Source organism: Bacteroidota bacterium, from assembly GCA_038746285.1.
In the GTDB taxonomy this organism is placed as follows: Bacteria; Bacteroidota; Rhodothermia; order Rhodothermales; family JANQRZ01; genus JANQRZ01.
The window spans coordinates 31383-54529 of sequence record JBCDKT010000011.1 but is presented as its reverse complement, the minus strand read 5'-3'; the positions used below and the strand labels follow the sequence as shown (position 1 = coordinate 54529).

Annotated in this window: 23 protein-coding genes and 1 tRNA gene; 12 read left to right on the top strand and 12 right to left on the bottom strand. The window is 68.4% G+C overall.

Annotation, left to right across the window (positions count from 1 at the left end):
- Positions 1–201: 201 nt before the first annotated feature.
- The 5 genes from AAGI91_05530 to pssA all read right to left on the bottom strand — a co-directional run bounded on the left by AAGI91_05530 (position 202) and on the right by pssA (position 3539).
- Positions 202–1317, bottom strand: a complete 1116-nt coding sequence (locus AAGI91_05530) for a TRAP transporter substrate-binding protein (protein ID MEM1042072.1) — start codon at positions 1315–1317, stop codon at positions 202–204.
- Positions 1318–1391: 74 nt separating this feature from the next.
- Complete coding sequence (locus tag AAGI91_05525) at positions 1392–2009, bottom strand: YigZ family protein (protein ID MEM1042071.1); 618 nt, start codon at positions 2007–2009, stop codon at positions 1392–1394.
- Between the two features lie 86 nt (positions 2010–2095).
- Positions 2096–2422, bottom strand: coding sequence for an ATP-dependent Clp protease adaptor ClpS (locus AAGI91_05520; protein MEM1042070.1), 327 nt, complete (start codon positions 2420–2422; stop codon positions 2096–2098).
- Entirely contained in the window at positions 2422–2685 is a 264-nt protein-coding gene (gene purS, locus AAGI91_05515; protein ID MEM1042069.1) for a phosphoribosylformylglycinamidine synthase subunit PurS, read from the bottom strand. The genes AAGI91_05520 and purS overlap by 1 nt, the downstream gene beginning before the upstream one ends.
- A gap of 5 nt (positions 2686–2690) precedes the next feature.
- On the bottom strand, positions 2691–3539 hold the full coding sequence (pssA, locus tag AAGI91_05510) for a CDP-diacylglycerol--serine O-phosphatidyltransferase (GenBank protein ID MEM1042068.1): 849 nt from the start codon (positions 3537–3539) through the stop codon (positions 2691–2693).
- A gap of 1204 nt (positions 3540–4743) precedes the next feature.
- Here pssA and AAGI91_05505 point away from each other — a divergent pair.
- Positions 4744–6126: a wax ester/triacylglycerol synthase family O-acyltransferase gene (locus AAGI91_05505; protein ID MEM1042067.1), complete on the top strand. Its 1383-nt coding sequence runs from the start codon at positions 4744–4746 to the stop codon at positions 6124–6126.
- A gap of 98 nt (positions 6127–6224) precedes the next feature.
- Here AAGI91_05505 and AAGI91_05500 read toward each other — a convergent pair whose 3' ends face one another.
- The gene (locus AAGI91_05500; GenBank protein MEM1042066.1) at positions 6225–7091 is read right to left on the bottom strand and encodes a phasin family protein; all 867 of its coding nucleotides are present in this window, start codon (positions 7089–7091) and stop codon (positions 6225–6227) included.
- 131 nt (positions 7092–7222) lie between these two features.
- Positions 7223–7660, bottom strand: a complete 438-nt coding sequence (locus AAGI91_05495; GenBank protein ID MEM1042065.1) for a hypothetical protein — start codon at positions 7658–7660, stop codon at positions 7223–7225.
- Between the two features lie 185 nt (positions 7661–7845).
- Between AAGI91_05495 and AAGI91_05490 the strand changes: the two genes are divergently transcribed.
- Positions 7846–8016: a hypothetical protein gene (locus AAGI91_05490; protein ID MEM1042064.1), complete on the top strand. Its 171-nt coding sequence runs from the start codon at positions 7846–7848 to the stop codon at positions 8014–8016.
- A gap of 24 nt (positions 8017–8040) precedes the next feature.
- Here the strand turns inward: AAGI91_05490 and AAGI91_05485 are convergent, their stop codons facing one another.
- From AAGI91_05485 to AAGI91_05475, 3 genes are all read right to left on the bottom strand, one after another.
- The gene (locus AAGI91_05485; GenBank protein MEM1042063.1) at positions 8041–9672 is read right to left on the bottom strand and encodes a tetratricopeptide repeat protein; all 1632 of its coding nucleotides are present in this window, start codon (positions 9670–9672) and stop codon (positions 8041–8043) included.
- Complete coding sequence (locus tag AAGI91_05480) at positions 9650–11026, bottom strand: hypothetical protein (protein MEM1042062.1); 1377 nt, start codon at positions 11024–11026, stop codon at positions 9650–9652. The genes AAGI91_05485 and AAGI91_05480 overlap by 23 nt, the downstream gene beginning before the upstream one ends.
- A 33-nt stretch (positions 11027–11059) precedes the next feature.
- Positions 11060–11145 (bottom strand) — tRNA-Leu (locus tag AAGI91_05475).
- Positions 11146–11231: 86 nt separating this feature from the next.
- Between AAGI91_05475 and AAGI91_05470 the strand changes: the two genes are divergently transcribed.
- The 5 genes from AAGI91_05470 (at position 11232) to mce (ending at position 17539) form a co-directional block, all read left to right on the top strand.
- Positions 11232–12029 carry a cytidine deaminase gene (locus AAGI91_05470; protein MEM1042061.1) on the top strand — a complete coding sequence of 266 codons (798 nt, stop codon included), beginning with the start codon at positions 11232–11234 and terminating at the stop codon, positions 12027–12029.
- Between the two features lie 65 nt (positions 12030–12094).
- Entirely contained in the window at positions 12095–13048 is a 954-nt protein-coding gene (locus AAGI91_05465) for a calcium/sodium antiporter (GenBank protein MEM1042060.1), read from the top strand.
- 144 nt (positions 13049–13192) lie between these two features.
- The gene (locus tag AAGI91_05460) at positions 13193–15322 is read left to right on the top strand and encodes a vWA domain-containing protein (protein ID MEM1042059.1); all 2130 of its coding nucleotides are present in this window, start codon (positions 13193–13195) and stop codon (positions 15320–15322) included.
- Between the two features lie 143 nt (positions 15323–15465).
- Complete coding sequence (locus tag AAGI91_05455) at positions 15466–16281, top strand: hypothetical protein (protein ID MEM1042058.1); 816 nt, start codon at positions 15466–15468, stop codon at positions 16279–16281.
- Positions 16282–16378: 97 nt separating this feature from the next.
- Positions 16379–17539, top strand: coding sequence for a methylmalonyl-CoA epimerase (gene mce / locus AAGI91_05450; GenBank protein ID MEM1042057.1), 1161 nt, complete (start codon positions 16379–16381; stop codon positions 17537–17539).
- Here the strand turns inward: mce and AAGI91_05445 are convergent.
- Positions 17525–18244 (bottom strand): hypothetical protein, encoded by a 720-nt coding sequence (locus AAGI91_05445; protein MEM1042056.1) that lies wholly within the window; start codon positions 18242–18244, stop codon positions 17525–17527. The genes mce and AAGI91_05445 overlap by 15 nt on opposite strands.
- 115 nt (positions 18245–18359) lie before the next feature.
- Here AAGI91_05445 and AAGI91_05440 point away from each other — a divergent pair, with 115 nt between their 5' ends.
- The 5 genes from AAGI91_05440 (at position 18360) to AAGI91_05420 (ending at position 22360) form a co-directional block, all read left to right on the top strand.
- Positions 18360–18950, top strand: coding sequence for a GNAT family N-acetyltransferase (locus AAGI91_05440; protein MEM1042055.1), 591 nt, complete (start codon positions 18360–18362; stop codon positions 18948–18950).
- 70 nt (positions 18951–19020) lie between these two features.
- Positions 19021–20940: an excinuclease ABC subunit UvrC gene (gene uvrC / locus AAGI91_05435; GenBank protein ID MEM1042054.1), complete on the top strand. Its 1920-nt coding sequence runs from the start codon at positions 19021–19023 to the stop codon at positions 20938–20940.
- Between the two features lie 91 nt (positions 20941–21031).
- The gene (locus AAGI91_05430) at positions 21032–21262 is read left to right on the top strand and encodes a hypothetical protein (GenBank protein ID MEM1042053.1); all 231 of its coding nucleotides are present in this window, start codon (positions 21032–21034) and stop codon (positions 21260–21262) included.
- Entirely contained in the window at positions 21262–21531 is a 270-nt protein-coding gene (locus AAGI91_05425) for a hypothetical protein (GenBank protein ID MEM1042052.1), read from the top strand. Before AAGI91_05430 ends, AAGI91_05425 begins: the two co-directional genes overlap by 1 nt.
- Positions 21532–21628: 97 nt before the next feature.
- Positions 21629–22360 carry a flavodoxin family protein gene (locus AAGI91_05420; GenBank protein MEM1042051.1) on the top strand — a complete coding sequence of 244 codons (732 nt, stop codon included), beginning with the start codon at positions 21629–21631 and terminating at the stop codon, positions 22358–22360.
- 90 nt (positions 22361–22450) lie between these two features.
- Here the strand turns inward: AAGI91_05420 and AAGI91_05415 are convergent, their stop codons facing one another.
- The gene (locus tag AAGI91_05415; GenBank protein MEM1042050.1) at positions 22451–23134 is read right to left on the bottom strand and encodes a PPC domain-containing protein; all 684 of its coding nucleotides are present in this window, start codon (positions 23132–23134) and stop codon (positions 22451–22453) included.
- Positions 23135–23147 lie beyond the last annotated feature (13 nt).

Below are 23147 nucleotides of genomic sequence, written 5' to 3'. Positions count from 1 at the left end.
ATAACAGACGTAGTGGGACAGAAAGCAGATAACACCAGTTCTTCAGGATAGTGTCTTACCTAGATGAGGTCGTCCCCGCCCGTTCGACTGCGCTCAGGACAGGCTCCGGCGGGGACCCATGCACCCCCTGCGTGAAGCGCCGCCTGATGGATGCCTGCGCGGGCATGACATGAGAGTGAGGAAATAATCCTCATTAGCAGCCTACCCTGATGGGCCAGCAGGCGAAAAGCTCGCGTAGGTCTGTTCGGCGAGCGCGTGCCACCGGTCGGCGTCCTGCTGGAAGCGGCGGTAGTGCTCGTACACGTCGCGGTAGTCCGCGTCGCCGGCAGCCGCCTCGGCGAAGAGGTCTTGCGAGGCCGCGTAGGCCGCCTGCATCACGTCGTCCGGGAACGGCTGCAGCTCGACGCCCGCGTCGAGGAGACGCTGGAGCGCGGGCGGGTTCTGGGCGTCGTACTCGGCGAGCATCCGCTCGTTGACCTCGTGCGCCGCCGCTTCGAGCGCCGCCTGGTAGGGTGCGGGCAGGCGGTCCCACTCGGCCTGGTTGACATAGAACGAGAGCATCGCGCTCGGCTCCCACCAGCCGGGGTAGTAGTAGCGCTGGGCGACTTTGTAGAAGCCGAGCTTCTCGTCGTCGTACGGCCCGATCCACTCCGTCGCGTCGATCGTGCTCCGTTCGAGGGCCTGGTAGATCTCGCCGCCGGGGAGCGTGAGCGCCGTCACCCCGAGGCGGTCCATGACGCGCGCGCCGAGGCCGGGAATCCGCATCTTGAGCCCGCGCAGGTCAGCGAGCGACCCGACCTCGCGCCGCCACCACCCGCCCATCTGCGTGCCCGTGTTGCCACCGGGGAGGTTGACGACCCCAAAGTCGGCCAGGAGCGCCCGCGTCTTGTCGAGGCCGCCGCCGTAGAGCAGCCACGCGTTGTGCTGCCGCGCTGTGAGTCCGAACGGCACGCCGGTCTCGAAGGCGAGCGCCGGGTTCTTGCCGACGTAGTAGTACCCCGCCGTGTGCCCCATCGCGACGGTCCGGTTCTGGACCGCGTCGAGGACGTTCAGGCCGGGGACGATCTCGCCCGCTGGGTAGGCCCGGATCTCGAACCGGCCGTCCGTGAGGGCGGCGACGCGCTCGGCGAGGGTTTCGGCGGCGCGGTAGATGATGTCCGACGAGCGCGGGAAGCTGGAGGCGAGCCGCCACCGGACGCGCCGCCCGGCTACGGCTGGTGCTCCGCCTTCGGCCTCGCCCCCGTCGCTCGCGCAGCCCACGAGCCCGGCTGCTGCCGTGCCGAGCGCCGCCCGCTGAATAAATCGCCGTCGTTCCATGCTGATCCGGTTTGGTCTGTCAGGAGGATACGCCCGGCGTCCCCAAAGCCGCAGGTGGAGTCAGCGCTCGCCCTTCACGCCTCTCCTATGCGCTCAGCCGTTCCGCGACCGCCGAGGGCATCGACGAACGCAGCCTGGAGCGCCTCGGCTTCGGAGCGGCGGACGTGGACGACGAGTTCGGTCTCGTCCGAGTAGTGCTGCTCGGTGATCTCGGCGTCGAAGCGGCTGACGGTGTGCATCGCAGGTGCCGTGTCGTCGTAGGCGAACCGGAGCCGGACCGGGACGCGGACGACGTGCTCCACGATGCGCGCTGCGCCAAGCGCCTCGGATGCTGCCTCGCCGTAGGCGCGGACGAGGCCGCCGGTGCCAAGTTTCGTCCCGCCGTAGTACCGAGTCACGACGACGACCGTGTTGGTGAGGTCGCGGGCGTCGATCTGCCGGAGGATCGGGGCCCCGGCGCTGCCGCTCGGCTCGCCGTCGTCGCTGTAGCGGAAGGCGTCGCCTCCGGTCCCGATGCGCCACGCCCAGCACCAGTGGGTGGCCGCGTGCTCGCGCTTTCGGACGGCCGCGAGGTGCGCCTCAGCTTCGGCTTCGGTCGCCGCCGGGAACGCATCGCCGATAAACCGGGAGCCCTTCGTCTTCGGCGGCTCGGCGCGGGCGGAACGTGCGACCGTGCGGTAGGTATCGGACATTGGAGCGACGAGCTATGAGCTACGGGTGGCGCATGTATGCCGCGGGCAACCGTTCGACGCTCGTCGTTCCCGGTTCGTCGCCCGGCTCATCCTTCGATCTCCGTCACGAGCTGGATCTCGCGGAGGATGCCCTGCACGCGGAAGCAGTCCTCGAACTCGCCCTCAAAGACGCGGTCCTTGCCTTCGGTGTGGACGGTCCACGCGTGGCGCTCGGCCTGCTCCGCAGAGCACCCCGTCGCCTTGATAACCTGCCGGATGACCTCGTCGAAGGTGTGGATCTCGTCGTTGTAGAGGATCACCCGCCACGGCGACGCGATGCGCTCCTCGGTCTCGTCCTCGGCCGCCACGTCCACGTCGGGCGCGGCCGGACGGGCAGGCGGTGCGGCGGGACCGAGGCGAGGCCACACCCTCATCACGCCGAGGCGGCCTCGACCTCGCTGACCTCGACCGCGAAGTCCTCCATCACCGGATTGGCGAGGAGCTTCTCGGCCGCCTCGCGGGCGATGCGCTCGGCCTCGCCCCGGTCCTCGGCGTCGATGTGAAGCTCGACGAGTTTGCCGGTGCGCACGCCTTCGATCCCGGCATAGCCGAGGCTGTGCAAGGCCTGGCGGACGGCCTTGCCCTGCGGGTCCAGGATCGACGGACGGAGCGTGATGCGAACGGTGGCTTTGAACACGGCAGTCAGCGGTCAGGAGAAGCGTCGTCGGGCTCGGAAGCGGCGCTGATCGCCCAGCGAATCGCGCCGCCGATCCCGAGGGCAAGATACACGACGGCCGAGATGAGAAGGCCGACCTCGCCGGCACGGAATACGACCTCGCCGACGAGCGTCAGCACCAGGCCGACGCCAAACGCCAAGAACCGGTACGGGTATGCCCGAAGGTTGGACCGGTTGGGCTGGGGCAGCGCCGGGAAGCGGACGGGCGAGACCATGAGCGCCGAGAGCGCGAGCACGAGCGTGATGAGGACCGAGATCTGCCGGCGCTCCAGCACGTCGAACCACGACGAGTCGGCGAAGGTGAGGATGAACACGACGACCGTCCCGGCCTGCGCCGGGATCGGGAGCCCGGTGAAGTAGCCCTGCTTCTCCTCGGGGTCGGCGAGGGTGTTGAACCGGGCGAGGCGGACGGCTCCGAAGAGCGCCGGCAGGCTCGCCAGAATGGCCCCCCACAGCGGCCCGAGCTGGTCGAGGCCGAACTCGTAGAGCAGGAACGACGGGGCCACGCCGAACGAGACCACGTCGCTGAGCGAGTCGAGCTCGAGGCCGAAGTCCGAGGAGACGCGCGCGAGGCGGGCCATGAGCCCGTCGAGCAGGTCGAAGAACGCGGCGAGGACGACGAGCCACGCCGCCGCTTCCAGGTTGCCGGCCGAGGTCTGGATGAGCGAGAAGAACCCGCTGAGCAGGTTCATCAGCGTGAAGAAGCTCGGCACGGCTACCGGCGGGACACCCCGGATCACGCGCCGCCGCTGGCGCAGCATCGGGCCGGGCGTGCGCGTCTGAGGCGGCGGCTGCGGAGCGGGGGCTTCGTCCATGCCGAAAGATACGCGCCCGGGCGGGGCGGGCGCGGCGCGGGCGGGGCGCGCGTGCCCACAAAAAAGCGGGTCGGCACCCGAGGCACCGACCCGCTAAAAGTAGTTCCTGACGCGACAGCCCTTCTTTCGTCAGCCCGAAGGCTTCCTCCGGCGCGCGGCCGGAAACCGACCTGCGCCGGAACGGACTGGCCTGGGGTTCTGGTCGTCAGACCTCCACCCAAGCCGGCACCGTACAAAGAACAGGCTGGCTCTTGCACGGGCCACCTGTTTAGTGGGATGCAGAGCATCCCGGCAAACGTGGTCCGCGTGCTGCGGCGCACAACGCAGTACGATAGAATCGCATCGTGATGTTGCCGTACGCGTGCACTGTACTGAGGCACAGTGCGCATGCGGCAGCCGCCCAGACACATTTTCTCCGGGATGGCTGCGCGCGGCCCGCGCTGTGACCGGAGTCACACACGACCGGAGTCGCGTTGCGGACCTGCTGCGCGGGCGAGGCCTCTGCCACCGTTCCTTTTTGCCCGGCCGGACCGGTCTACTCGGGAGCGTTGGGCTTACCTGGTGCTCTGCGTCTGCCTGCTTACCCCGAGGGGTAGCCTCGCCGCGAAGGCGGGACACGCTGGGCGTCGTGCAGAGACCGCGTCCTCGCCGGAACCATACCGGCGACCTCATGCAGCCTGGAGAACTTCAGTCGCGTCAAGGAACGTCACTGCCCGGAGCGAACTCCGAAGGCAGCCGCCGCGCCCGAAGCGAGCTTCGCAGGGGCGGCGCGTGCCCGAAGGCACTGAGCCCAATTAAACGCGCAGGAGTCGCGAAGTCAAGCGCCGACGAGGTCTAGTTATGCACAACTTATCGGTAGGATTATCCACACTCCTCAGTGTCTGCGTGCCCGGCGGCGTGAGGCCGAAAAGCCCAACCGCGAGGGTCGGGCTTCCCAGTGGCGCGACTGCGGGGTGTCGCCGTGCAGACACTCCGTCTCAGGCGGCATGAGGTGCTGCAAAAATAGTAAGCGGTGGGCTGAAATCCAAGCCCTACTTATCCACAATAACAGTTGACGTGCGTACACGTTGCGCTGCGGCTTCCACGCCTCGCATTGTTTACAATGCAATAACAGAATACTACGTCGTGGCACACCGTCTCTGCTTCGGCAGCGCCCGGCGCGTTAGATTCCACCCCGGCCCCTCTCCCCCTCACCCATTTCCGCATGGCACGCAGGCAGAAACTCGGCGCCGCCGACGTGGCCTGGCTCCGCATGGAGTCTCCCGTCAACCCGATGACGATCGTCGGCATCATTGGCTTCGAGGAGCCGATGAAGCTGGAGGACCTGAAGCGACTCGTCGAGGAGCGGCTGCTGATCTTCGAGCGCTTCCGGCAGCGGGTAGTCTACAAAGGTCCGACCGCGATGTGGGAGACCGATCCCCACTTCGACATCGACGCCCACGTCCACCGGGCGGGCCTCGCCGAGCCGAACAGCAAGACCTCGCTCGAAGAGCTGGTGAGCGAGCTGATGAGCACCCCACTCGACTTCTCGAAATCGCCGTGGCAGTTCCACCTCGTCGAGTCGTTCGACGGGGGAAGCGCCCTCATCGGCCGGCTGCACCACTCCATCGGCGACGGCATCGCGCTGATCCACGTACTCCTCGCGATGGCGGACGAGATGTTCGACCCGGCGCGGGCGACGCCGGCCTACGGGCGAGACCGCACCGGGGAGAGCCTGACGGGCCGCCTCTTCCGCCGGGCCGGGACTGCCATCGACGGGCTCGGCAGGGCTGCGGCGGGTGCCATCACGACCGGACTCGGCGCGGTGCAGCGTCCGGGCAAAGCGCTGGAGTGGGCGCGGCAAGGCATGAGCATGGGAGCGGCGGCGAGCAAGATCGCGCTCATGTCGTCGGACTCGGACACGCGCTTCAAGGCTCCGGCGACCGTCGTCAAGCGCGTCGCCTGGTCGGTTCCGCTCCCGCTCGGCGCCGTGAAGGCGATTGCGCACGGCGCGGGCGGCAAGCTGAACGATGTGCTGATGGCGGCCGTCACGGGTGCGCTCCGGCGCTACCTCGCCGGGCACGGCGAGCCGACGGCAGGGGTCGAGATCCGCTCGGCAATCCCGGTCAACCTTCGCCCCTACGAGCGGGCGTTCGACCTCGGCAACGTCTTCGGACTCGTCTTCCTCTCGCTCCCGGTCGGCATCGCAGGGGCCCGGGAGCGCCTGATGGAGATCAAGCGGCAGATGGACATCATCAAAAGCTCCGCCGAGCCCGCCGTCGCCTATGGCATCCTGCAGACGATCGGGGCCGGCCCGGCGCTGCTGCACGAACAGGTAGTCGAGGTCCTCTCGTCGAAAGTCTCAGCTGTCGTGACGAACGTGCCGGGGCCGCGCGAGTGCCTGCACTTCTACGGCAACGAGATCCGCCGAATCATGTTCTGGGTCCCGCGCGCGGGCGACATCGGCCTCGGCGTGAGCGTGATGAGCTACGCCGGCACCGTCATGCTCGGCATCGCCACCGACGCCAAGATGGCCCCCGACCCCGAGGCCCTCGTCGCGGCCTTCCACAACGAAATCGACGCGCTGACCGCAGAGTTTGGGACGTGAGGAGATGCTCTCGGCGTGGAGAGCGGGGAGGGTCGGGAGGGATGTATGGCGTGGGGAGAATGGGTGGAGTGGGAGGACAGGCGCTGGTGCTAAGCGTGCTAGCCGTCCTCGCCGTAGCTGAACGTGTCCTGGATCGTCCCGTCCTGGCGGTGGAGAACGAGGCGACCCGTCTGGCCCGACTTGGCGCGCTCGCGCCCGGCCTTGACGGCCTCAGCCTTCGTCCCGTGCACGCTCGTGGCGCGGCTGCTCCCCTCCTTCTCGACGGCCCACCCCTCGTCGTGCGGGGCAACGTGGTAGACCGGCACGCTGGGGGCGCTTCGCTTCGAAGACGCACTCTCCGGCGAGGTCTTCTTATCGGCCTTCGACGCGGACGGCTGCTTCGGCTCGGCCGCGGCGCGCTGCTGGGTGAGCGCGTCCACCTTGCCGGAGAGCGCCGCGACGCGCCCGATGAGGTCCTGCACCTCGTCGTGGGTCGGGACATTGAGGCGGTGCAGAACGCCTTCGATGGAGTCCTCGACCACGCGCTGGATCTGGGTCTCGGCGGCGCTCGTCCACTCGATGGGCTTCTTGCTCAGGCTCCCCGCCGCCACCTTCGCGCCCTGGGCGGCGTCGCTGGCGGTCTTCGACGCCGCGGTCAGCTTCTTCCGGCTCTCCTGCTCCCAGTACTCGCCCTTCTGCACGAGCGACTGAAACATCTCGGCCCCCATCTCCTCGACGGTCGAGAGCGCGCCGATGCCCGCCATCCAGACCTCTCGGGCGGTGTCGGCGACGCCCGCCGGGAAGTCGAGCAGGTCAGGAAGGCTGGGCAGGCTCGGCAGCACACCGAGCAGACCGTCGGACTTCTTCGGGGCGGCCTTCTTGGCAGTCGTTTTCCTGGTGCCCGCCTTCGGGCTGGACGCGTCGGCGGCCCCGGCCGCTTTGCTCTTTTTCTTCTTGGTGACGATGGTGACTTTCTTCTTGGCCATGGGAGGTGCGGTTGGATGAGGAGAGGAATGGAGATAGCCGTCGGCGTTGGACCCGCCGAGGTGTGAAACGTGAGCCGCGAGAGCGCTTCGAGCCGTCAGTGGCGGCACCCTCACGCATCACGCTTCACGGGTCAGTACGTCTTCTCGACGCCCGAGGCGACGTCGCCCATGCCGTTCAGGACGCCCATGTTGGCCATGATCTTCAGCTTCGGACCTTCGATCTGGTAGTCGGGCGAGGTGAGCGCGGCGAGCGGGTTCATCTCGCCCTTGTCGAGCGCGACCCAGACCGGGTACGGCGCCGTGGCGCGGGCGAGCGCGGCGGACTTGTCGAACGGGTCGTCGCGGAAGTCGGGGTCGCCAGCGTCTTCCATCCAGAGCGACACGTCGGTCACCTCGCCGTCCTCAAACGTGTAGGCGGCCTCGACGTCCTCGCCGCTCGGGTGGTCCAGGCAGCGCAGCACGATCGTGTCGGAGAACGAGCCGGCGGCCTTCTGGAAGCCGGCGTCGGTGTTGAGGGCTTCGACGAAGGCTTCGACGAATTCGGGGGTCCAGTACTGAGGAGCGGCCATGAGCGTGAGGACAGTGGAAAGGGATGGCCTAAGAATAGCAGTGCCGGGCGAGGAACGCAACGGTGAGCGGCAGGAAAAGCGCACGGATACTTAACACTGTTCATCGAACTCATGCCGCCTTGCGTCATTTCATGCCGCACACCGACGTAACGGTATCCATTATCCTCCACCCTGCTCCTACTCTCATGACTCGACTTTCTCTTTCGCAGCGCGTCCTCTGGGTCGCCGTAGCCGCGGTTGCTTCGCCCCTCGCGCTCCTTTTCCTCGCCCGCCCCGGCGCGGGTGACAACCCCATCGACCTGAGCGTCGCCAACGACGACCTCTACACCGATCTCTTCGACGGGCAGATGAACTGACGTTCGGTTCCCAACGCCTCAGCCTTATCCCTGCTCTCCCTTCTCTTTCAGTAACGTCGAGAGATTGCTGCGGGTGACTTTCGTACTGGGGTGCTCTGGGCCAAGCACTCTCTCCTGAGCTTCGAGAGCGTGGCGGTAGAGCGATTCCGCCTTGGGGTAATTTCCGAGGTCTTCCTGGAGAAGCCCGAGGTTGCTCACGGACAAGAGGGTAGCGGGATGCTCCAGACCGAGTACACGTTTGCGCCCTTCGAGGGCCTGCCGGTAGAGCGGCTCGGCTCCGACATAGTCACCTTGCAGCCGCAAAAGGAGACCGAGATTGCTAGTTGAAGAAAGGGTGCGAGGATGCTGTAGACCAAGCACGCGCCTCCGCTCGATGAGTGCTCGTCGCAAGAGTGGCTCGGCCTCGGTATAGTCGCCTTGCTCTCGAAGGAGCACCCCAAGGCCATCTACTGAGACAAGAGTGCTAGGATGATCAGGGCCGAGCACGCGCTCACGAGCTTCGAGGGCCCGACGGTAGAGAGACTCTGCCTCGGAAGAGCTACCTTGAACTCGGAGGAGGAAAGCGAGGTTATTGACTGCCACGAGAGTGGCTAGATGATCTGCGCCCAAGACACGCTCACGCCCGCTGAGGGCCCGGCGATAGAAGGGCTCAGCTCTGGCGTAGTCACCTTGTGACCGAAGGAGAATCCCGAGGTGGCTGACCGAGGTGAGCGTGTCGGGGTGTTCTGGCCCAAGTGTCCGTTCGCGCACTTCTAGTGCTCTGCGACAAAGAGGCTCGGCTCCAGCATAGTCGCCTTTCGCTCGGAGGAGAAAACCGAGACCGTTGACTGAAGCAATGGTATCAGGATGTTCGGGTCCCAGCACCCGCTCGCGCACTTCGAGCGCTCGGCGGTAGAGCGGCTCGGCTCCCGCGTAGTCCCCTAGCCGGTTGCGAAGTCGTGCGAGCCGATCAGTCAGGCTGAGACGGATATCCTCTATCTCCGGCTCGGCAGCATCAGGACGGGCGTCGTATTCGTCCAGCAGAGCGGTGAGGGTGGCAGCGCGCTCCCGGCGCTCGGCGAGAGTCATCCCGTCGTATTCTCCCAACCAACCCTGGTCGCGCAGCGTGTCCCACGTCTGCTCTGTCTCAGCCCGGGGTGTGGAGAAGGCGAAGAGGCCGCCGCGCCAGGCCCAGAGGTCGGGAGCGCCCTCCATGAGCGTGCGGAGGGCGAACTCGGGGAGCCAGACCACAATGGGGACGGGGGCGGTCTCTTTGAGCAGTTCGCGCTTGAAGTTGAGCACGGCGAGCGGGGCGTGGCGGCGAGTGCCTATCGGCTCGCCGCCAGAGGGCAGGCTGTGCTCCAGCCCGTAGACGAAGACCGCCCGCCGCACCGCTTCCCCATCGCCGCCTGCCTCGGCGTCCTCCCGCAGCCGCTCGGCGATCCGGTAAGCGAGGTCGGCCACCGGCTCGGTCAGCCGCATCTCTAGGACGCGGATCTCGTCCGCTACCTCCTGCTTGAGGCGCTCGGCGAGGATGTTGCGCCGGCGTGGGACGTTGACGCGGGCGAAGAGGAGCGCGAACCCGTCGGACCACCGGAGCGCCCGCGTGAGCGCTCGGCGTTGCTCCTGGTCTTCCTCGGTAAGCGGAGCCTGGTCAGTCGGCGTCGGGTCGGCCATCGGGATCGGTCTCGTCGTCTACCGCGTCGAGTGCTCGGCGGAACTTGGACATCCGCAGGACGGCGGGGTGCACGTCGGCCCACTGCTCGCCGTTCTTGTACTGGAGCACGAGGAGGTGGTACGGGAGCCGCGCGTACTCGGGGTCGGCGGGGAGCCGCTTCTCGCGGTGGACCTGGACCAGCTTGGGGAGGTCGGCGTCCCGGACGAGGAGGTCGTAGATGTTGGTAAGTCCCTGGATCGCTCGGTCTACGGTGCGGGGCGTGATTTGCTCCTCGCTGTAGTTACAGGCGTCCCGGAGAAGATGCATCAGGTCGCGGATGTGGCCGCCCGAGGCCTGGCAGAGCCGCCGCACGTCGTCCGGGTCTTCGAAGAGGCCGAGGTCCATCCGCCGCGCTACGGCCTCAGTCATTGCGCTGAGGGCTCCCTCGCACGGGTCGCCCTCCTCCTGGCCCGGCTGCCGCTCCCGGACCTTCACCATCGGGAGGATGCGCGGCCGGTCGTAGAGCGGGAGCAGGTTCCGCTCGAAGCAGATCGAGATGGGGACGGTGTAGACGACGTGGCAGCGGGGCGCTTTGAGGTGGTAGGCGTGGTCGATGAAGAGGTCAGTGTGCGTGTTCCCGCGCCCGTCGGCGTGCGTCTTGAGCACGATGCGGTCGAGGCTATCCATGATGAGGACGAGGCCCTCTTTGCCCCGGTCTCTCAGTTGGATCTGGAGGTCGTCGATGATGATGTTGAGGTCGTCCAGGAAAGCGGTGACGCCCTGGTCGATGGTGGTGCGGAGGGTCTGCTTCTTCTCCGCCCCGGCCTTGAGGGTAGACTGCAAGCCGAGGGCGAGCTTGAGCAAGCCGGGAATCCCGCCGCCGAGCTTCGCCTCCGCTTCCACCTCTGTTTCTCCCCCGCGCGTCACGGTGTCTTCGAGCACCCACGCTCCAAGACGACGGTTGAGGCCCTCCACGATCCCGTCCGGCACGTCGAGATCGAGATCGGCGGCTTCGTCTGCCGCCTGCGCTACGGCGAGGACGAGGGCGATGAGCACGTCGGTGTAGCTGACGTCGCTCACGTCGAGGGCAAAGGTCGAGTCGAGGTAGGCGACAAAGAAGCCCTGCTCTTCGAGCCTCGCTTTCAGCCGGAGCAGCTCGGACGACTTTCCGCACCCCCGGTGCCCGGTGAAGAGTTGCTTGACGTGGTCGACGGGGGTTGCCCGGTTAGACCGGCGGATCATCCGCGCGATGAGGTCGCTGACGGACTCGTCTCCGCGCCACACGGCGAAGTCCTCGTAGTAGGCATCGCCCGCCTGGAGCGGCTCGTCGGGCTTGACGGCGATGTAGGCGTCGTCTACGGTCTGGGCGGGCATAGCGGAGGATCGAGATGCAAGCGAGAAAACGAGTGCCGAGGGCGGGACTTGAACCCGCAAGGCCCGTACGGACCGGCAGATTTTAAGTCTGCTGTGTTTACCAATTTCACCACCCCGGCAGGGGCTCCGCAACCTACCCCTGCCCGGTTCTTCGGCGCAACTCAGCGGCGTCCCGTGAGCGCGGCGGATGGTATCTTCGCCGGGCATGAACGCACCCGACGACTCTGCCTCCGCCCTCGCTGCGCTGCGCGGCTGCGTCCGCGAGGCGTCGGAGGCCGCCCGGGTGCCGTACTCCACACGTCCCGTCGGGGCAGCGCTGCTTCTTTCGGACGGGCTGTGGGTGCCGGGGGCCCGGGTCGAGAGCGCCTCCTACCCGCTGACGATCCCGGCGCTGCTCGGGGCCTACGTGACGGCGACGGCCGGGCAGCGGCGCGACGTGCGAGCGGCGGCGCTCTCGCAGCCGTTCGAGGCCGGCGGCGCGGCGTGGCTGGCTTCTGGACTCGGGCTGGACGTTGCCGTCGAAGAACCTGATGCGGTCGTGTTCGGGTCGGAGCCGTTGCCGGAGGTAGGAGCGCGCTGGGTGCCGTTCCTCGATGCGGCGGTGCCGGAGAACGACGCCACGGGCATCGCGCTCGCTCGGCAGGTGGCGGAGCGGGCCCACGTCCCGGCGTCGGGCTTCCGGGTCGGGTGCGTGCTGGCGACCGAGGGTGGCCTCCTCGTGCCCGGCTGCAACGTGGAGCACGCCGACTGGACGCGCGGCCTCTGCGCCGAGCGCACGGCCGTCGCCACCGCCGCGGCCTACGGCACCGGTCCGGTTCGGCGCGCCTATCTCTCCTGTCCCGCCGACCCGGCGGGGACGCCGTGCGGCGCGTGCCGGCAACTGCTGGTGGAGTACCTTCCCGGCGTTCCGGTCGTCATGGACCGGGGCGAGGCGGTGCCCGAGACGACCACGCCCGAGGCGCTTCTCCCGGACTTCTTCACCGGCGACACGCTGCGGCTGTGAACAGCCCCGGGGGCTGCCCGTATGAGCGCCCGCCTATCTCTCATCCCACCCTCGCCCTTCTCCACATGCTCGTTCACGTCGGCGTGCTGCTGCTGGGGCTGGTGATTCTCTACTTCGGGGCGGAGTGGCTCATCAGAGGAGCGTCGAGCCTCGCGGTCGGGTTCGGGATTCCGCCGCTCGTGGTCGGGCTGACGGTGGTGGCGCTGGGGACGAGCCTGCCGGAGTTCATGACGAACTTCATCGCCGCCCTCGGCGGCAACGACGGCCTCGCGCTCGGCAACATCATCGGCTCGAACATCGCCAACGTCGGGCTGATCCTCGGCACGAGCGCCGTGCTCGTCCCGCTCGCCGTGGCTCCCTCGACGCTCAGGCGGGAGTACCCGATCATGCTCGGCGTCCTCGTCGTGTTCTACCTGCTGGCGCTCAACGAGACCATAGGCCGCTTCGACGGCGTCCTCCTGATCGCCGGGCTGGTGGGGTTCCTGGGCTACCTCGTGCGCGATGTGCGGCGCCGAAGCGTCGGGGACGGCCAGGTGACGGCGTCGCCCGAGCTGACGATGCCGCTCTGGAAGAAGGTGCTCTTGCTAGCCGGCGGCATCGTCGGGCTGGCCGCCGGGGCGAACCTGATGGTGACCTCGGCCGTGGCGATTGCCGAGATCTTCGGGATCGACCCCGTGATCGTCGGGCTGACGATCGTGGCGGTGGGCACGAGCCTGCCGGAGCTGGCGGCGTCCATCGTCGGCGTCTTCCGCAGCGAGACCGATCTCGCCGTGGGCAACGTGATCGGCTCGAACCTGCTCAACGTGCTGTTCGTGGTCGGGACCGTAGCGTTCGTGCGGCCGCTGAGCGTGGAGGCCGAGGCGCTGCGGATCCACTTCCCGGTCATGATCGGGTTCGGCGCGCTGATCCTGCTGGCCTGGTTCAAGCACCGTCTGGAGCGGTGGCACGGCGTGCTACTCCTGACCGCGTTCGTCGGCTACATGGCCTACCTCGTCCTTACCGCGCTCGGACGCGTCTGAGGCCGGCACGCCGGGCAATGAGCGCGGCCGGGGTGCCGTTCATGCCGGAGCTGCAGTGCACGGACCGAGCAGGTAGAAACCAAAGGTCTCGATGCACCGTCGCCCTATCTTGCTCGCTTCCGTTCGCTCCCGCCTACCTCCTGCATGGACCTCTCGCTCGGCTACTCCCCTCTGCTGCTCGTCGCCTGCCTGTTCGCGGCAGCGGGGCTGACGTGGTGGACCTACGGGCGGAGCGTGCCGCGCCTCGCGCCGGGCCGCCGGGCCGTGCTGATGGCGCTGCGCGGGGCCGCGCTCTTCGTCGTTCTCCTGCTGCTCTTCGAACCCGTGCTCCGGCAGGTCGAGGCGACCGAGGAGCCGCCGGTGCTGGCCGTGCTCGTCGACGGCAGCCAGAGCCTCGGCCGCGAGGACGGCGCGGGCGACGGAGCCGCGACGGCCCGCGACGCCCTCCGCCGGATTCCCGACGTGGACGGCGAGACGCGTGTCTACAGCTTCGACGCGGAAGCTTCGCCGCTCGACGCCCGCGACTCGCTCCGGTTCGACGGCGTGCGGACTGACATCGCCGGGGCGCTCAGCCGGGTCGAGGCCGACCTCGACGGGCAGAACCTCGGCGGCGTGCTGTTGATCTCGGACGGGCGCTACAACACCGGCCGCAACCCGCTCTACCTCGCCGAGCGCTACGACGTGCCGATCTACACCGCCACCGTCGGCGACACGACGCAGCAGCGCGACGTGCTGGTTGCCCGCGTGACGACCAACGAGATCGCCTACGCCGGCGTCGAACTCCCCGTGCAGGTCGCCGTCCGGGCCGACGGCTTCGGCGGCGAGCGGGCGACGGTCTCGCTCTTCGAGCGCGGCGAGCGTCTCGCCTCGCAGCAGGTGACGCTCCCCGAGGGCGGAGTCGAGGCGACGGTCGACCTCTCGCTCGTGCCCGAAGCCGAGGGGCTCCGCCGCTACACGATTGCCGTGACCCGGTTCGACGGCGAGGTGACGTACGGCAACAACACCGAGGCCGTCGCCGTGCGCGTGCTCTCGAACCGGCGCCGCGTCCTGCTCCTCGCCGCCGCGCCCGGCCCCGACCTCGCCGCGCTCCGCCAGGTCCTCGCAACCGACCCGAACCTTGAGGTCGTCCCGCGCACCCAGCGCTCGCCGGGTACGTTCTACGAGGGCCGCCTCCCCACGCTCGAAGGGTTCGACGCCGTCCTCCTCGCTGGGTGGCCGGGGCGGGCGGCCGACCGGGCAACGGCGCAGCGCGTCGCCGCCGCCGCCGGGGCCGGCGTCCCGCTCCTGTTTCTTCTCACACGACAGACGGATCTTCCCTCGCTCCGGTCTACTTTCGGCGATGCACTTCCAGCGATACCTGAAGTCGTCCGCACAACGTTCACCGAGGCCGCCCTCGTCCCGACCGCGGCAGGCGCGCTCCACCCGGTCCTCCAGGTCCCAGCCGTTCCGCCGGGCCTCCTCGACCGGCTCCCGCCCGTCGCGCTGAGCGACAGCCGCTGGGCCGCCGCCCCCGACGCCCGCGTCCTCGCGACGGTCCGCGTGCGCGGCGTTCCGCTCGGCGACCCCATGCTCCTCGTCCGGCAGCGAGGTCGTGCGCGCTCCGCCGCCCTCCTCGCCGCCGGGACCTGGCGCTGGCAGAACGTCCCGGCCGACCTCGATGCCGTCGCAGGGTTCTACCCCGGCCTCGTCGAGAACCTGCTGCGCTGGCTGACGACCCGCGAGGACGACCGCCCGGTCCGCGTCCGCCCCGTGCGCTCGCTCTTCGGCGAGGGCGAGGCGGTGCAATTCACCGGGCAGGTCTACGACGAAAGCCTCGCGCCCATTCCCGACGCCTCGGTCCAGGTCCGCATCACCGCCCCCGACGGGACCACCTCACCCTTCGCGATGCGCGCGGTCGGGAGCGGCCGCTACACGCTCGACGCGGGCACGCTACCCGAGGGCGACTACACGTTCCGCGCCGAGGCCGAGCGCGCGGGCGCGGCCCTCGGCACCGACCGAGGCGCGTTCGCCGTCGGCGCGCTCGCGCTCGAGTTCCGCGACACCCAGGCCGACGCCGCCCTGATGCGCGGCCTCGCCCGCCGCTCCGGCGGCACCGTGATCGACCCGGCCGACCTGGACGAGCTCCCGGCACGCCTCGCGGCGGGCGGCTTCGGGCCGCGCCTCGTCGAGGAGGAGCGCGAGACTGAGTTGTGGCACCTCGCGTGGCTGCTCGCCGTCGTGATCGCCCTCCTCGCGGCGGAGTGGGTGCTCCGCAAGCGCTCCGGGATGGTCTGAGGAGCGACGAGCGCTGAGCGGCGGGCGGGTACCTCGTCCGGCACGCATCGTTCGTTGCTCGTGTCGGGAAGTTCACGTCCAGCGCGGGACCCAGAGCCGGAATCGGGAGTAGGGAGCGTCTTCATTCCCACCTGTCCTCCACCATGCACGACCTCAACCTGCTGGACCCTGCCTACGCATCGCTGGGCGGCGACGGAGCCTCCGCCATGACCGACGCCGACGTGTTCTTCGTCCAGCACCAGCGCAAGGTGCGCGCCCTCGGACAGGACGAGACCGGCCTCAGCTTCGCCTCGCTCGCGCTCTTCGCCGAGCCGCTGTTCGACCTCTACGACCTCGACCCGGCAGCGGCCTTCGAGGTGATGGCGCAGCCCGACGAGGCCGACGAGACGACCGTCGTCGTGCTGGAAGCCGCCCGCGTACTCTGGGCCTACTTCTCGCTGCCGGCGAAGGAGCGCACCCGGCGCTACGCCGACCTGGCTGCGTTCCTGATTGGCCCGGACGCCGAACCCGAGGACGAGGCCGACTTCGACCGGCTCCTCGACACGCTCGAGACCCACTGGGACGCGCTCACGCCGGACGACCACAGGCTCGCCGAGGCCGTGGAGGCCGACACGCTCGGCTTCGACGCGCTCCTCGCGCACCCGGCTTTCGCCCACGGGCAGACCGCCCCGCCCGCCGAGCGGACCTACGGGCCGAACGGCCTGAGCGAGCCGGACGCCCGCGCCCTCTTCGCCGAGCCGATGCTCGAAGGCGTGACCGACCCCGATGAGTTCGACGACGCGATGGACCGGGCCGACGAGTACTGGACCCTCGCCCACCTGCACGGCCCCGAGCGCGCCGCGCACCTCGACGGCATTCTCAGCGTCTTCGCCGTCAACGAGGCCCAGGCCGATGCCCTCCGCCGCGAAGCCGAGCAGATGACCGACCGCTTCCAGTCGCTCTTCCCGGAGCAGGGATAAGACCGGAAGAGCGTAGGCCGGGAAGAGGGGAGGATTTCAAGACCCGTCGCGGTGCTATCCTTTCGCTCTTTCGTTCTTCCCCGCTTCCGCCCCTGCCATGCCTCGACTCGAACACCTGGGCGTTGCCGTCCGCGATGCCGAGGCCGCCGTCGCCCTCTACGAACGTCTTTTCGGGTATGCGCCCTACAAGCGTGAGGTCGTCGAAGAGCAGGGGGTGGAGACGATCTTTCTCGACGCCGGCGGGGCCAAGCTGGAACTGCTCCGGGCGACGCGGCCCGACTCGCCAGTTGCCCGGCACCTGGAGAAGCGCGGCGCGGGGCTGCACCACCTCGCCTTCGAGGTACGCGACCTCCGGGCGACGATGGAGCACCTCCGCAGCGAGGGCTTCCGCCTCCTGAGCGACGAGCCGAGGCGCGGGGCCGACGAGAAGCTGATCGTCTTTGTGCACCCGAAAGACACCGGCGGCGTCCTCGTTGAGTTCTGCCAGCGGACACCCGAGCCGCTCGAACCCGCCTTCGCTCCGCTCCGCGGCGGGCAGATCGCGTACTACCCCGGCGGGCAAGCCGGCGGGCCGCCGCTCGTCGTCCTCCACGCCGCCCTCGGCTCGACCGAACTGGAGACCCGACGGCTCCTTCCGTACTTCGACCGGCACTTTAAGACGATCGCTGTGGACTTCGCCTCGCACGGCCGGTCGAGTGCGTTCGACAGGGAAGAACTGACGCTGGCCTTCTTCGCCGAGGCCGTCCCGGCCGTGCTCGACGCAGCCGGCATCGAGCGGGCGCACGTCTTCGGGTTCTCGATGGGCGGCTCGGCCGCGCTCCACCTCGCGCTCCGCCACCCGGAGCGCGTCGACCGGCTCGTGGTTCACGGGATGAACGTGCAGTGGGACGCAGGCGAGGTCGAGACGATGACCGGCGCGATGGCGAGTCCGCTCGCGGGCGACGCCCCGCGCTGGGCCGAGCGTCTCGCCGAGACCCACGGCGACGACTGGCAAGACCTCGTCCGGCGGATGATCGCGTTCACCGAGGCGCTTCCCGATCACTACCTCCCCGACGACGAGCTAACCCGCATTGCCGCGCCGACGCTCGTCTCTGCGGGCGACGCCGACCGCTACTTCCGCCTCGAGCACGCCCTCGGCCTCTGGCGTGCGCTCCCCGACGCCCGCCTCGCCGTCCACCCCGGTCTCGACCACCCGATCCAGGGCGTCGACCCCGAGCGCTTCGCCGCGCTCGTGACCGGGTTCTTACGCGACGTGTGAGCGCACCAGGTCTGCACGTAGATCCACGCGCTGGGTGCGAACGACCGAGGCATAGCACGTCCCCACGAAGTAGCTCGCCCACCCTCCAATGCCGAGCAGCTTGAACCCGTCCTCCAGGAGATAGACCAGGCCGCGCGACCCCAGCACGGTCCTCATGCCGCTGCCGTCGGCGAGCGCGTCCACACCGACCGACGCGGCCAGGCAGGCGATCGCCAAAACCAGCAAAACGTAATTGCTCTCCAGGATCGTCCGGCCGTAGGCGACCGTCCCAGCAATCACCGAGAGGCCGTAGACGGCATAGAGCACCTTACCGGGAAGGCGGAGATAACGCTGTATCACGCCGTCGTGCAGCATGAACAAATCGTCCACGGTCAGCAGCACCGTGAGGCACCCTGCGCTCAGTAGCAGCCCTGCCCACATGCGCTCCGCTGGAACGCGCCACAGCGTCCGTGCCGTAAACAAACACGTAGCAGCCGTGACAGTCCAGAGCAAAACACCTACGTTGGACACCACCCCGGTGAACGATGACATCTTCGCTACGGCCGCCGGATCGCGCGTCAGATGAGCGATGTGGATCGTCTCCGTGGTATACCCGACCACCCCGATGAGTGCGAGGAGGAGGCCGAGCGGCAGATAGACGACGCCGAGCGCTTTGAGCAAAGCAGGTAGCTGACGACGAAGCGGCATACGAGACAGATCAGACATTGATAACATATAGGTAACAAGGGACATCCTAACTGACATGCCGAGCTATGTTCCTGGCCCGTGCTGAATCTGCGCCTCGTCCGCTCGCATCCTAGACGTTCCCTGCTCAGGCCCCATGACTACGCGCCCGCTGCTTCCTTCTGAGGTGCCTCGCGCCGCCGCCCTCGCCGCCGACGCATTCCACCACGATCCGCTCTTCACACACCTCTACCCCGATCCGGAGCGTCGCCGCCGGGGTCTGCGGATCGAGTTCGCGGCCTACCTCCGCCGCATCTACCTCGCCGTCGGCACCGCCGAGACCACGGGCGCGGTGGACGGGGTCGCGCTATGGCTTCCGCCGGACCAGGCCGACTCCCTCGGCTGGCGCGAACGTCTCCTCGTCCCGACGATCTTCCGGGCGGTCGGCTGGCGGCGGTTTCTCGTCACGCTCCGCGACTATGCCGCCTTTGAGGCTGCCTTCCCCGACGAGCCGGTGCACTACCTCGGCCTGCTCGCCACCGCCCCGGAGGCGCAGGGTCAGGGCGTCGGCAGCGCGCTGCTCCGGGCAGGGCTGGAGCGCGCCGACAGCGATGGGCTTCCGGTCTACCTCGAAACCGGGACCGAGCGGAACGTCGCCTTCTACGAGCGCCACGGGTTCCGCGTAACCGGGACGGTCGAGCTTCCCCACGGCCCCGACCACTGGGCGATGCAGCGCGACCCGGCGTGACACCGCGTTGGCAGCCTCGGGCACGAGCTTCGGTCTCGGGCGTACTACCCTCCCCTCTGCCCTTCGCCTGATGACCGACGCGCTCGCTCAGAAGCTCAAGCACCTCCCGACCGACCCCGGCGTCTACCAGCACAAAGACGCCGAGGGGACGGTGCTCTACGTCGGCAAGGCGAAGAACCTCCGCAACCGGGTCCGCAGCTACTTCCAGGAATCGCGCCCCCGGGACAAGCGCCTCCGCATCCTCGTCTCCAAGATCGCGGACGTCGAGATCATCGTCACCGACACCGAGGCCGAGGCGCTGATCCTGGAGAACAACCTCATCAAGCGCCTCAAGCCGCGCTACAACATCCTCCTCAAGGACGACAAGTCGTACCCCTACATCTGCATCAAGAACGAGCGCTTCCCGCGCGTCTTCCCGACCCGCAAGGTCCGCAAGGACGGCAGCAAGTACTTCGGGCCGTACACCGACGTCAAGAGCATGAAGGTGATGCTCAAGACGATCAAGGACCTCTTCCAGCTCCGAAGCTGCTCGCTCTACCTCTCCGAGGGCAACATCGAGGCGGGCAAGTTCGAGCCGTGCCTCGACTACCACATTCAGCGCTGCGCTGCGCCGTGCGTCGGCTACGAGGCCGAGGAGCAGTACAACGCCACCATCCGCCAGATCGAGAAGCTCCTCAACGGCAAGACGAAGGAGCTGATCGCGCTCCTGAAGGACGAGATGATGCAGCTCGCCGCCGCCAAGCGCTACGAGGAGGCTGCCACCTACCGCGACCGCATCGGCGCGCTCGAAGCGTACTCGTCGAAGCAGAAGATCGTAGCCGAGGACGGGGCTGACCGCGACCTGTTCGCGCTCGCGCTCGACCGCGAGGAGGACGTCGGGATCGGAGTGCTGTTCAAGATGCGCGAGGGCACGATCATCGGGCGTCGCCACAAGGTCCTCCGGCCCGTCGAGGGGATCGAAGAGGCCGAGCTGATGCAGCGCCTCCTCGAAGACCACTACACCGACGCGACGTTCTTCCCCGACGAAGTCCTGCTGAGCCATGCGCCCTCCGACCCGGAGCCGCTCGAAGCCGTCGTCCGCGAGGGACGCGGGCGGATCGTCGACCTCCGCGTCCCCGAGCGCGGCGACAAGGCGGGCCTGCTGCGGATGGTCGAGGCCAACGCCCGGCTCCTCCTCGGCGAGTGGAGCCTCCAGAAGGCCAAAGCCGACGCCGACCGCGTCCCCCGCTCCGTGCAGTCGCTCCAGCGCGACCTCCGGCTCAAGCACCTCCCCCGCCGGATCGAGTGCTTCGACGTCTCTCACCTCGGCGGGACGGGGACGGTGGCAAGCTGCGTCGTCTTCGAGAACGGCAAGCCAAAGAAGTCGGACTACCGGACGTTCAAGATTCGGACGGTCGAGAGCGGCAAGCCCGACGACTTCCAGAGCATGCGCGAGGTCATCCAGCGGCGCTACCGGCGGACGCTGGAGGAGAACGGCCCGTGGCCCGACCTCGTCGTGATCGACGGCGGCAAGGGCCAGCTCTCGTCGGCGGTCGAGTCGCTGCGGGCGGTCGAGGTGTACGGCAAGTTCGCCGTCGTCGGAATCGCCAAGCGGCTCGAGGAGGTCTTCGTCCCCGGCGACAGCCAGCCGATCATGATCCCGCGCACCTCGTCCGCGCTCCGGCTCCTCCAGCGCGTGCGCGACGAGGCCCACCGCTTCGCCATCACCGCCCAGCGCAAGCAGCGCACGAAGACCAACCTTCACACCGAACTGCTGGAGATCGAGGGCGTCGGCGCGAAGACGGCGCGCAAGCTGCTCACCGCCTTCGGCTCCGTCAAGCGCGTCGGGACGGCGAGCGAGTCGGACCTCGCCGAGGTCGTCGGCCCGAGCGTGGCGAGCAGGGTCCACGGCTACTTCCGCACCCAGCAGGGCAAGGCCACGCCCGACGCCCCAGCGGTCGAATCCAACCTTCTCGCGGCCGGTCCTCCTCCCGTGGGCGACGTGCCGTAACCACGAAATCCTGACGCCCCCTGCCGCTGCGTTGCGAACTCAGATACTCGCTCTTGCGTTTCCACGCGCCTCACTTCACCGACAGACCCCGATGACTACCCTACTGGAAAAAGCCGTCGCCAGGGCAGCCGAACTGACCGACGAGCAGCAGGACGCCCTCGCTACGCTCCTGCTGGAAGAGATCGAAGACGAGGCGCGGTGGGATGCAGCCTTTGCCGGCTCCCAAGACCTTCTCTCGCAGATGGCAGCCGAGGCCATGGAGGAGCACCGCGCCGGAGAAACGCGGGACCTCGACCCGGACACGCTCGGGCATGACGCGTAGTGCGGTCGAAAACGACAGCGCAGTTTCGGAAGCGGCTCGCGGCGCTGCCGGAGGAGGTACAGGAGCAAGCGCAAGCGGCGTACCGGCAATTCCGGCGGGATCCGTACCACAAGAGCCTTCGGTTCAAGCGTGTCCACGCGAGGGATCCTATCTATTCAGCGCGCATCTCGAAGGGGTATCGGGCGGTGGGACAGCGCGACGGTAACCTCGTCGTCTGGTTCTGGGCCGGGTCGCACGCTGACTATGACAACCTGCTCAAGCGCCAGTAGCCGCCGCGACCCGGCCGACGGCGAACGCCACGCGGGGCGTATCCTGCCTGCCTAGCTGCTGCTAGGCCATCTCCTTCCAACCGATGACACCAACCCGATGAGCACAACGCCCCCCGCCTCCTACGACGACCTCCGCGCCCTCGTGGTCAACTGCACGCTCAAGCGCTCGCCCCGGCCTTCGCACACGGACACGCTCCTCGACGTGGTCCGCCACATCTTCCGCGAGAACGGAGCCACGGTCGAGTCCGTGCGCTTCGTCGACCACGCCGTCGCCGAGGGCGTCTACGCCGACATGACGGAGCACGGCGCACCGGCGGACGCGTGGCCCGCGATCTACGAGCAGGTCCAGGCGGCCGACATCCTCGTCGTCGGCACGCCGATCTGGCTCGGGGAGAAGTCGAGCGTCTGCCAGAAGCTCATCGAGCGGCTCTACGGCATGTCGAGCCAGCTCAACGAGCACGGGCAGTACGCCTACTACGGCAAGGTCGGCGGCTGCATCGTCACCGGCAACGAGGACGGTATCAAGCACGTCGGGATGGGGGTGCTCTACAGCCTCCAGCACCTCGGCTACACGATCCCGCCCCAGGCCGACGCCGGCTGGATCGGCGAGGCCGGGCCGGGGGCGAGCTACGGCGACGAGGGGGACGACGGCCAGCCGGTCGGGATCGACAACGACTTCACGCAGCGCAACACGACGTTTGCCGCGTGGAACCTCCTCCACCTCGCCCGGCTGCTCAAGGACGCCGGCGGCATCCCGGCGCACGGCAACCAGCGCTCGCTCTGGGAGGCCGGCTGCCGGTTCGACTACGAGAACCCGGACTACCGCTAGCCAACGCAGGCTGCCTGTCTCAACCGCTGCGGGGGCGTACGGCCGTACGCCCCTACGACGGTGGGGTGCGCGCTGCGGACTCAGACAGCGTCACTCAGGGAAGCTGAGCACGCGGAGGTCGTAGGCCCCGACCTCGTCCGCGAAGGAGGTCGTGATGTCCACCGTCCACTCGCCGGGCGCGCCGACGAGGTTCTCGATCCGGGAGACGTCCGTCGAGCCGGCGTCGTCGTTGCGCCAGCGCTGGCCGCTCGGTGAGGTGACGCGGAGGTAGCCGTCGAAGCCGTAGCACAGGAGCTCGACCGAGAAGCGGCCCGATGTGGGGGCGTCAATCGCGAATGTGTCCACATACTCGCCTTTGATGCTCTGACGGTCGCTCGGGTCGAGGCGGCCCTGGACGGTCGTGACCTCGGCGATGCCACCAAGCGTGACAGTGAGGTCGTAGGCTCCGCGCTGGGCGTTGTTGAAGCCGGACGCCCACACGTCCCACGTCCCGGCCTCGCCCGCGACGAGGCTCACCTGAGACACGCTCGCGCCCTCGAAGTCGTCGTTGTTCCACTCCGCGCCAGAGGGCGAGCGCACGATGAGGTAGGTGTCGAGCCCGGCGCGACCGTCGAGGCGGACGACCACCTCCTGCCCCTCCTGCGCCTCGAAGGTGTAGGCGTCGTAGAGTTCACCGAAGTCGCGGACCGGGTCACCGTCTTCGAGGGTGCCGGAGTAGGTCTGCGCGGCAGCGGGCGCGGCGAGCAGGAGCGCGAGGAGCGGGATGAGTTTCATGGCAGTCGGAGCA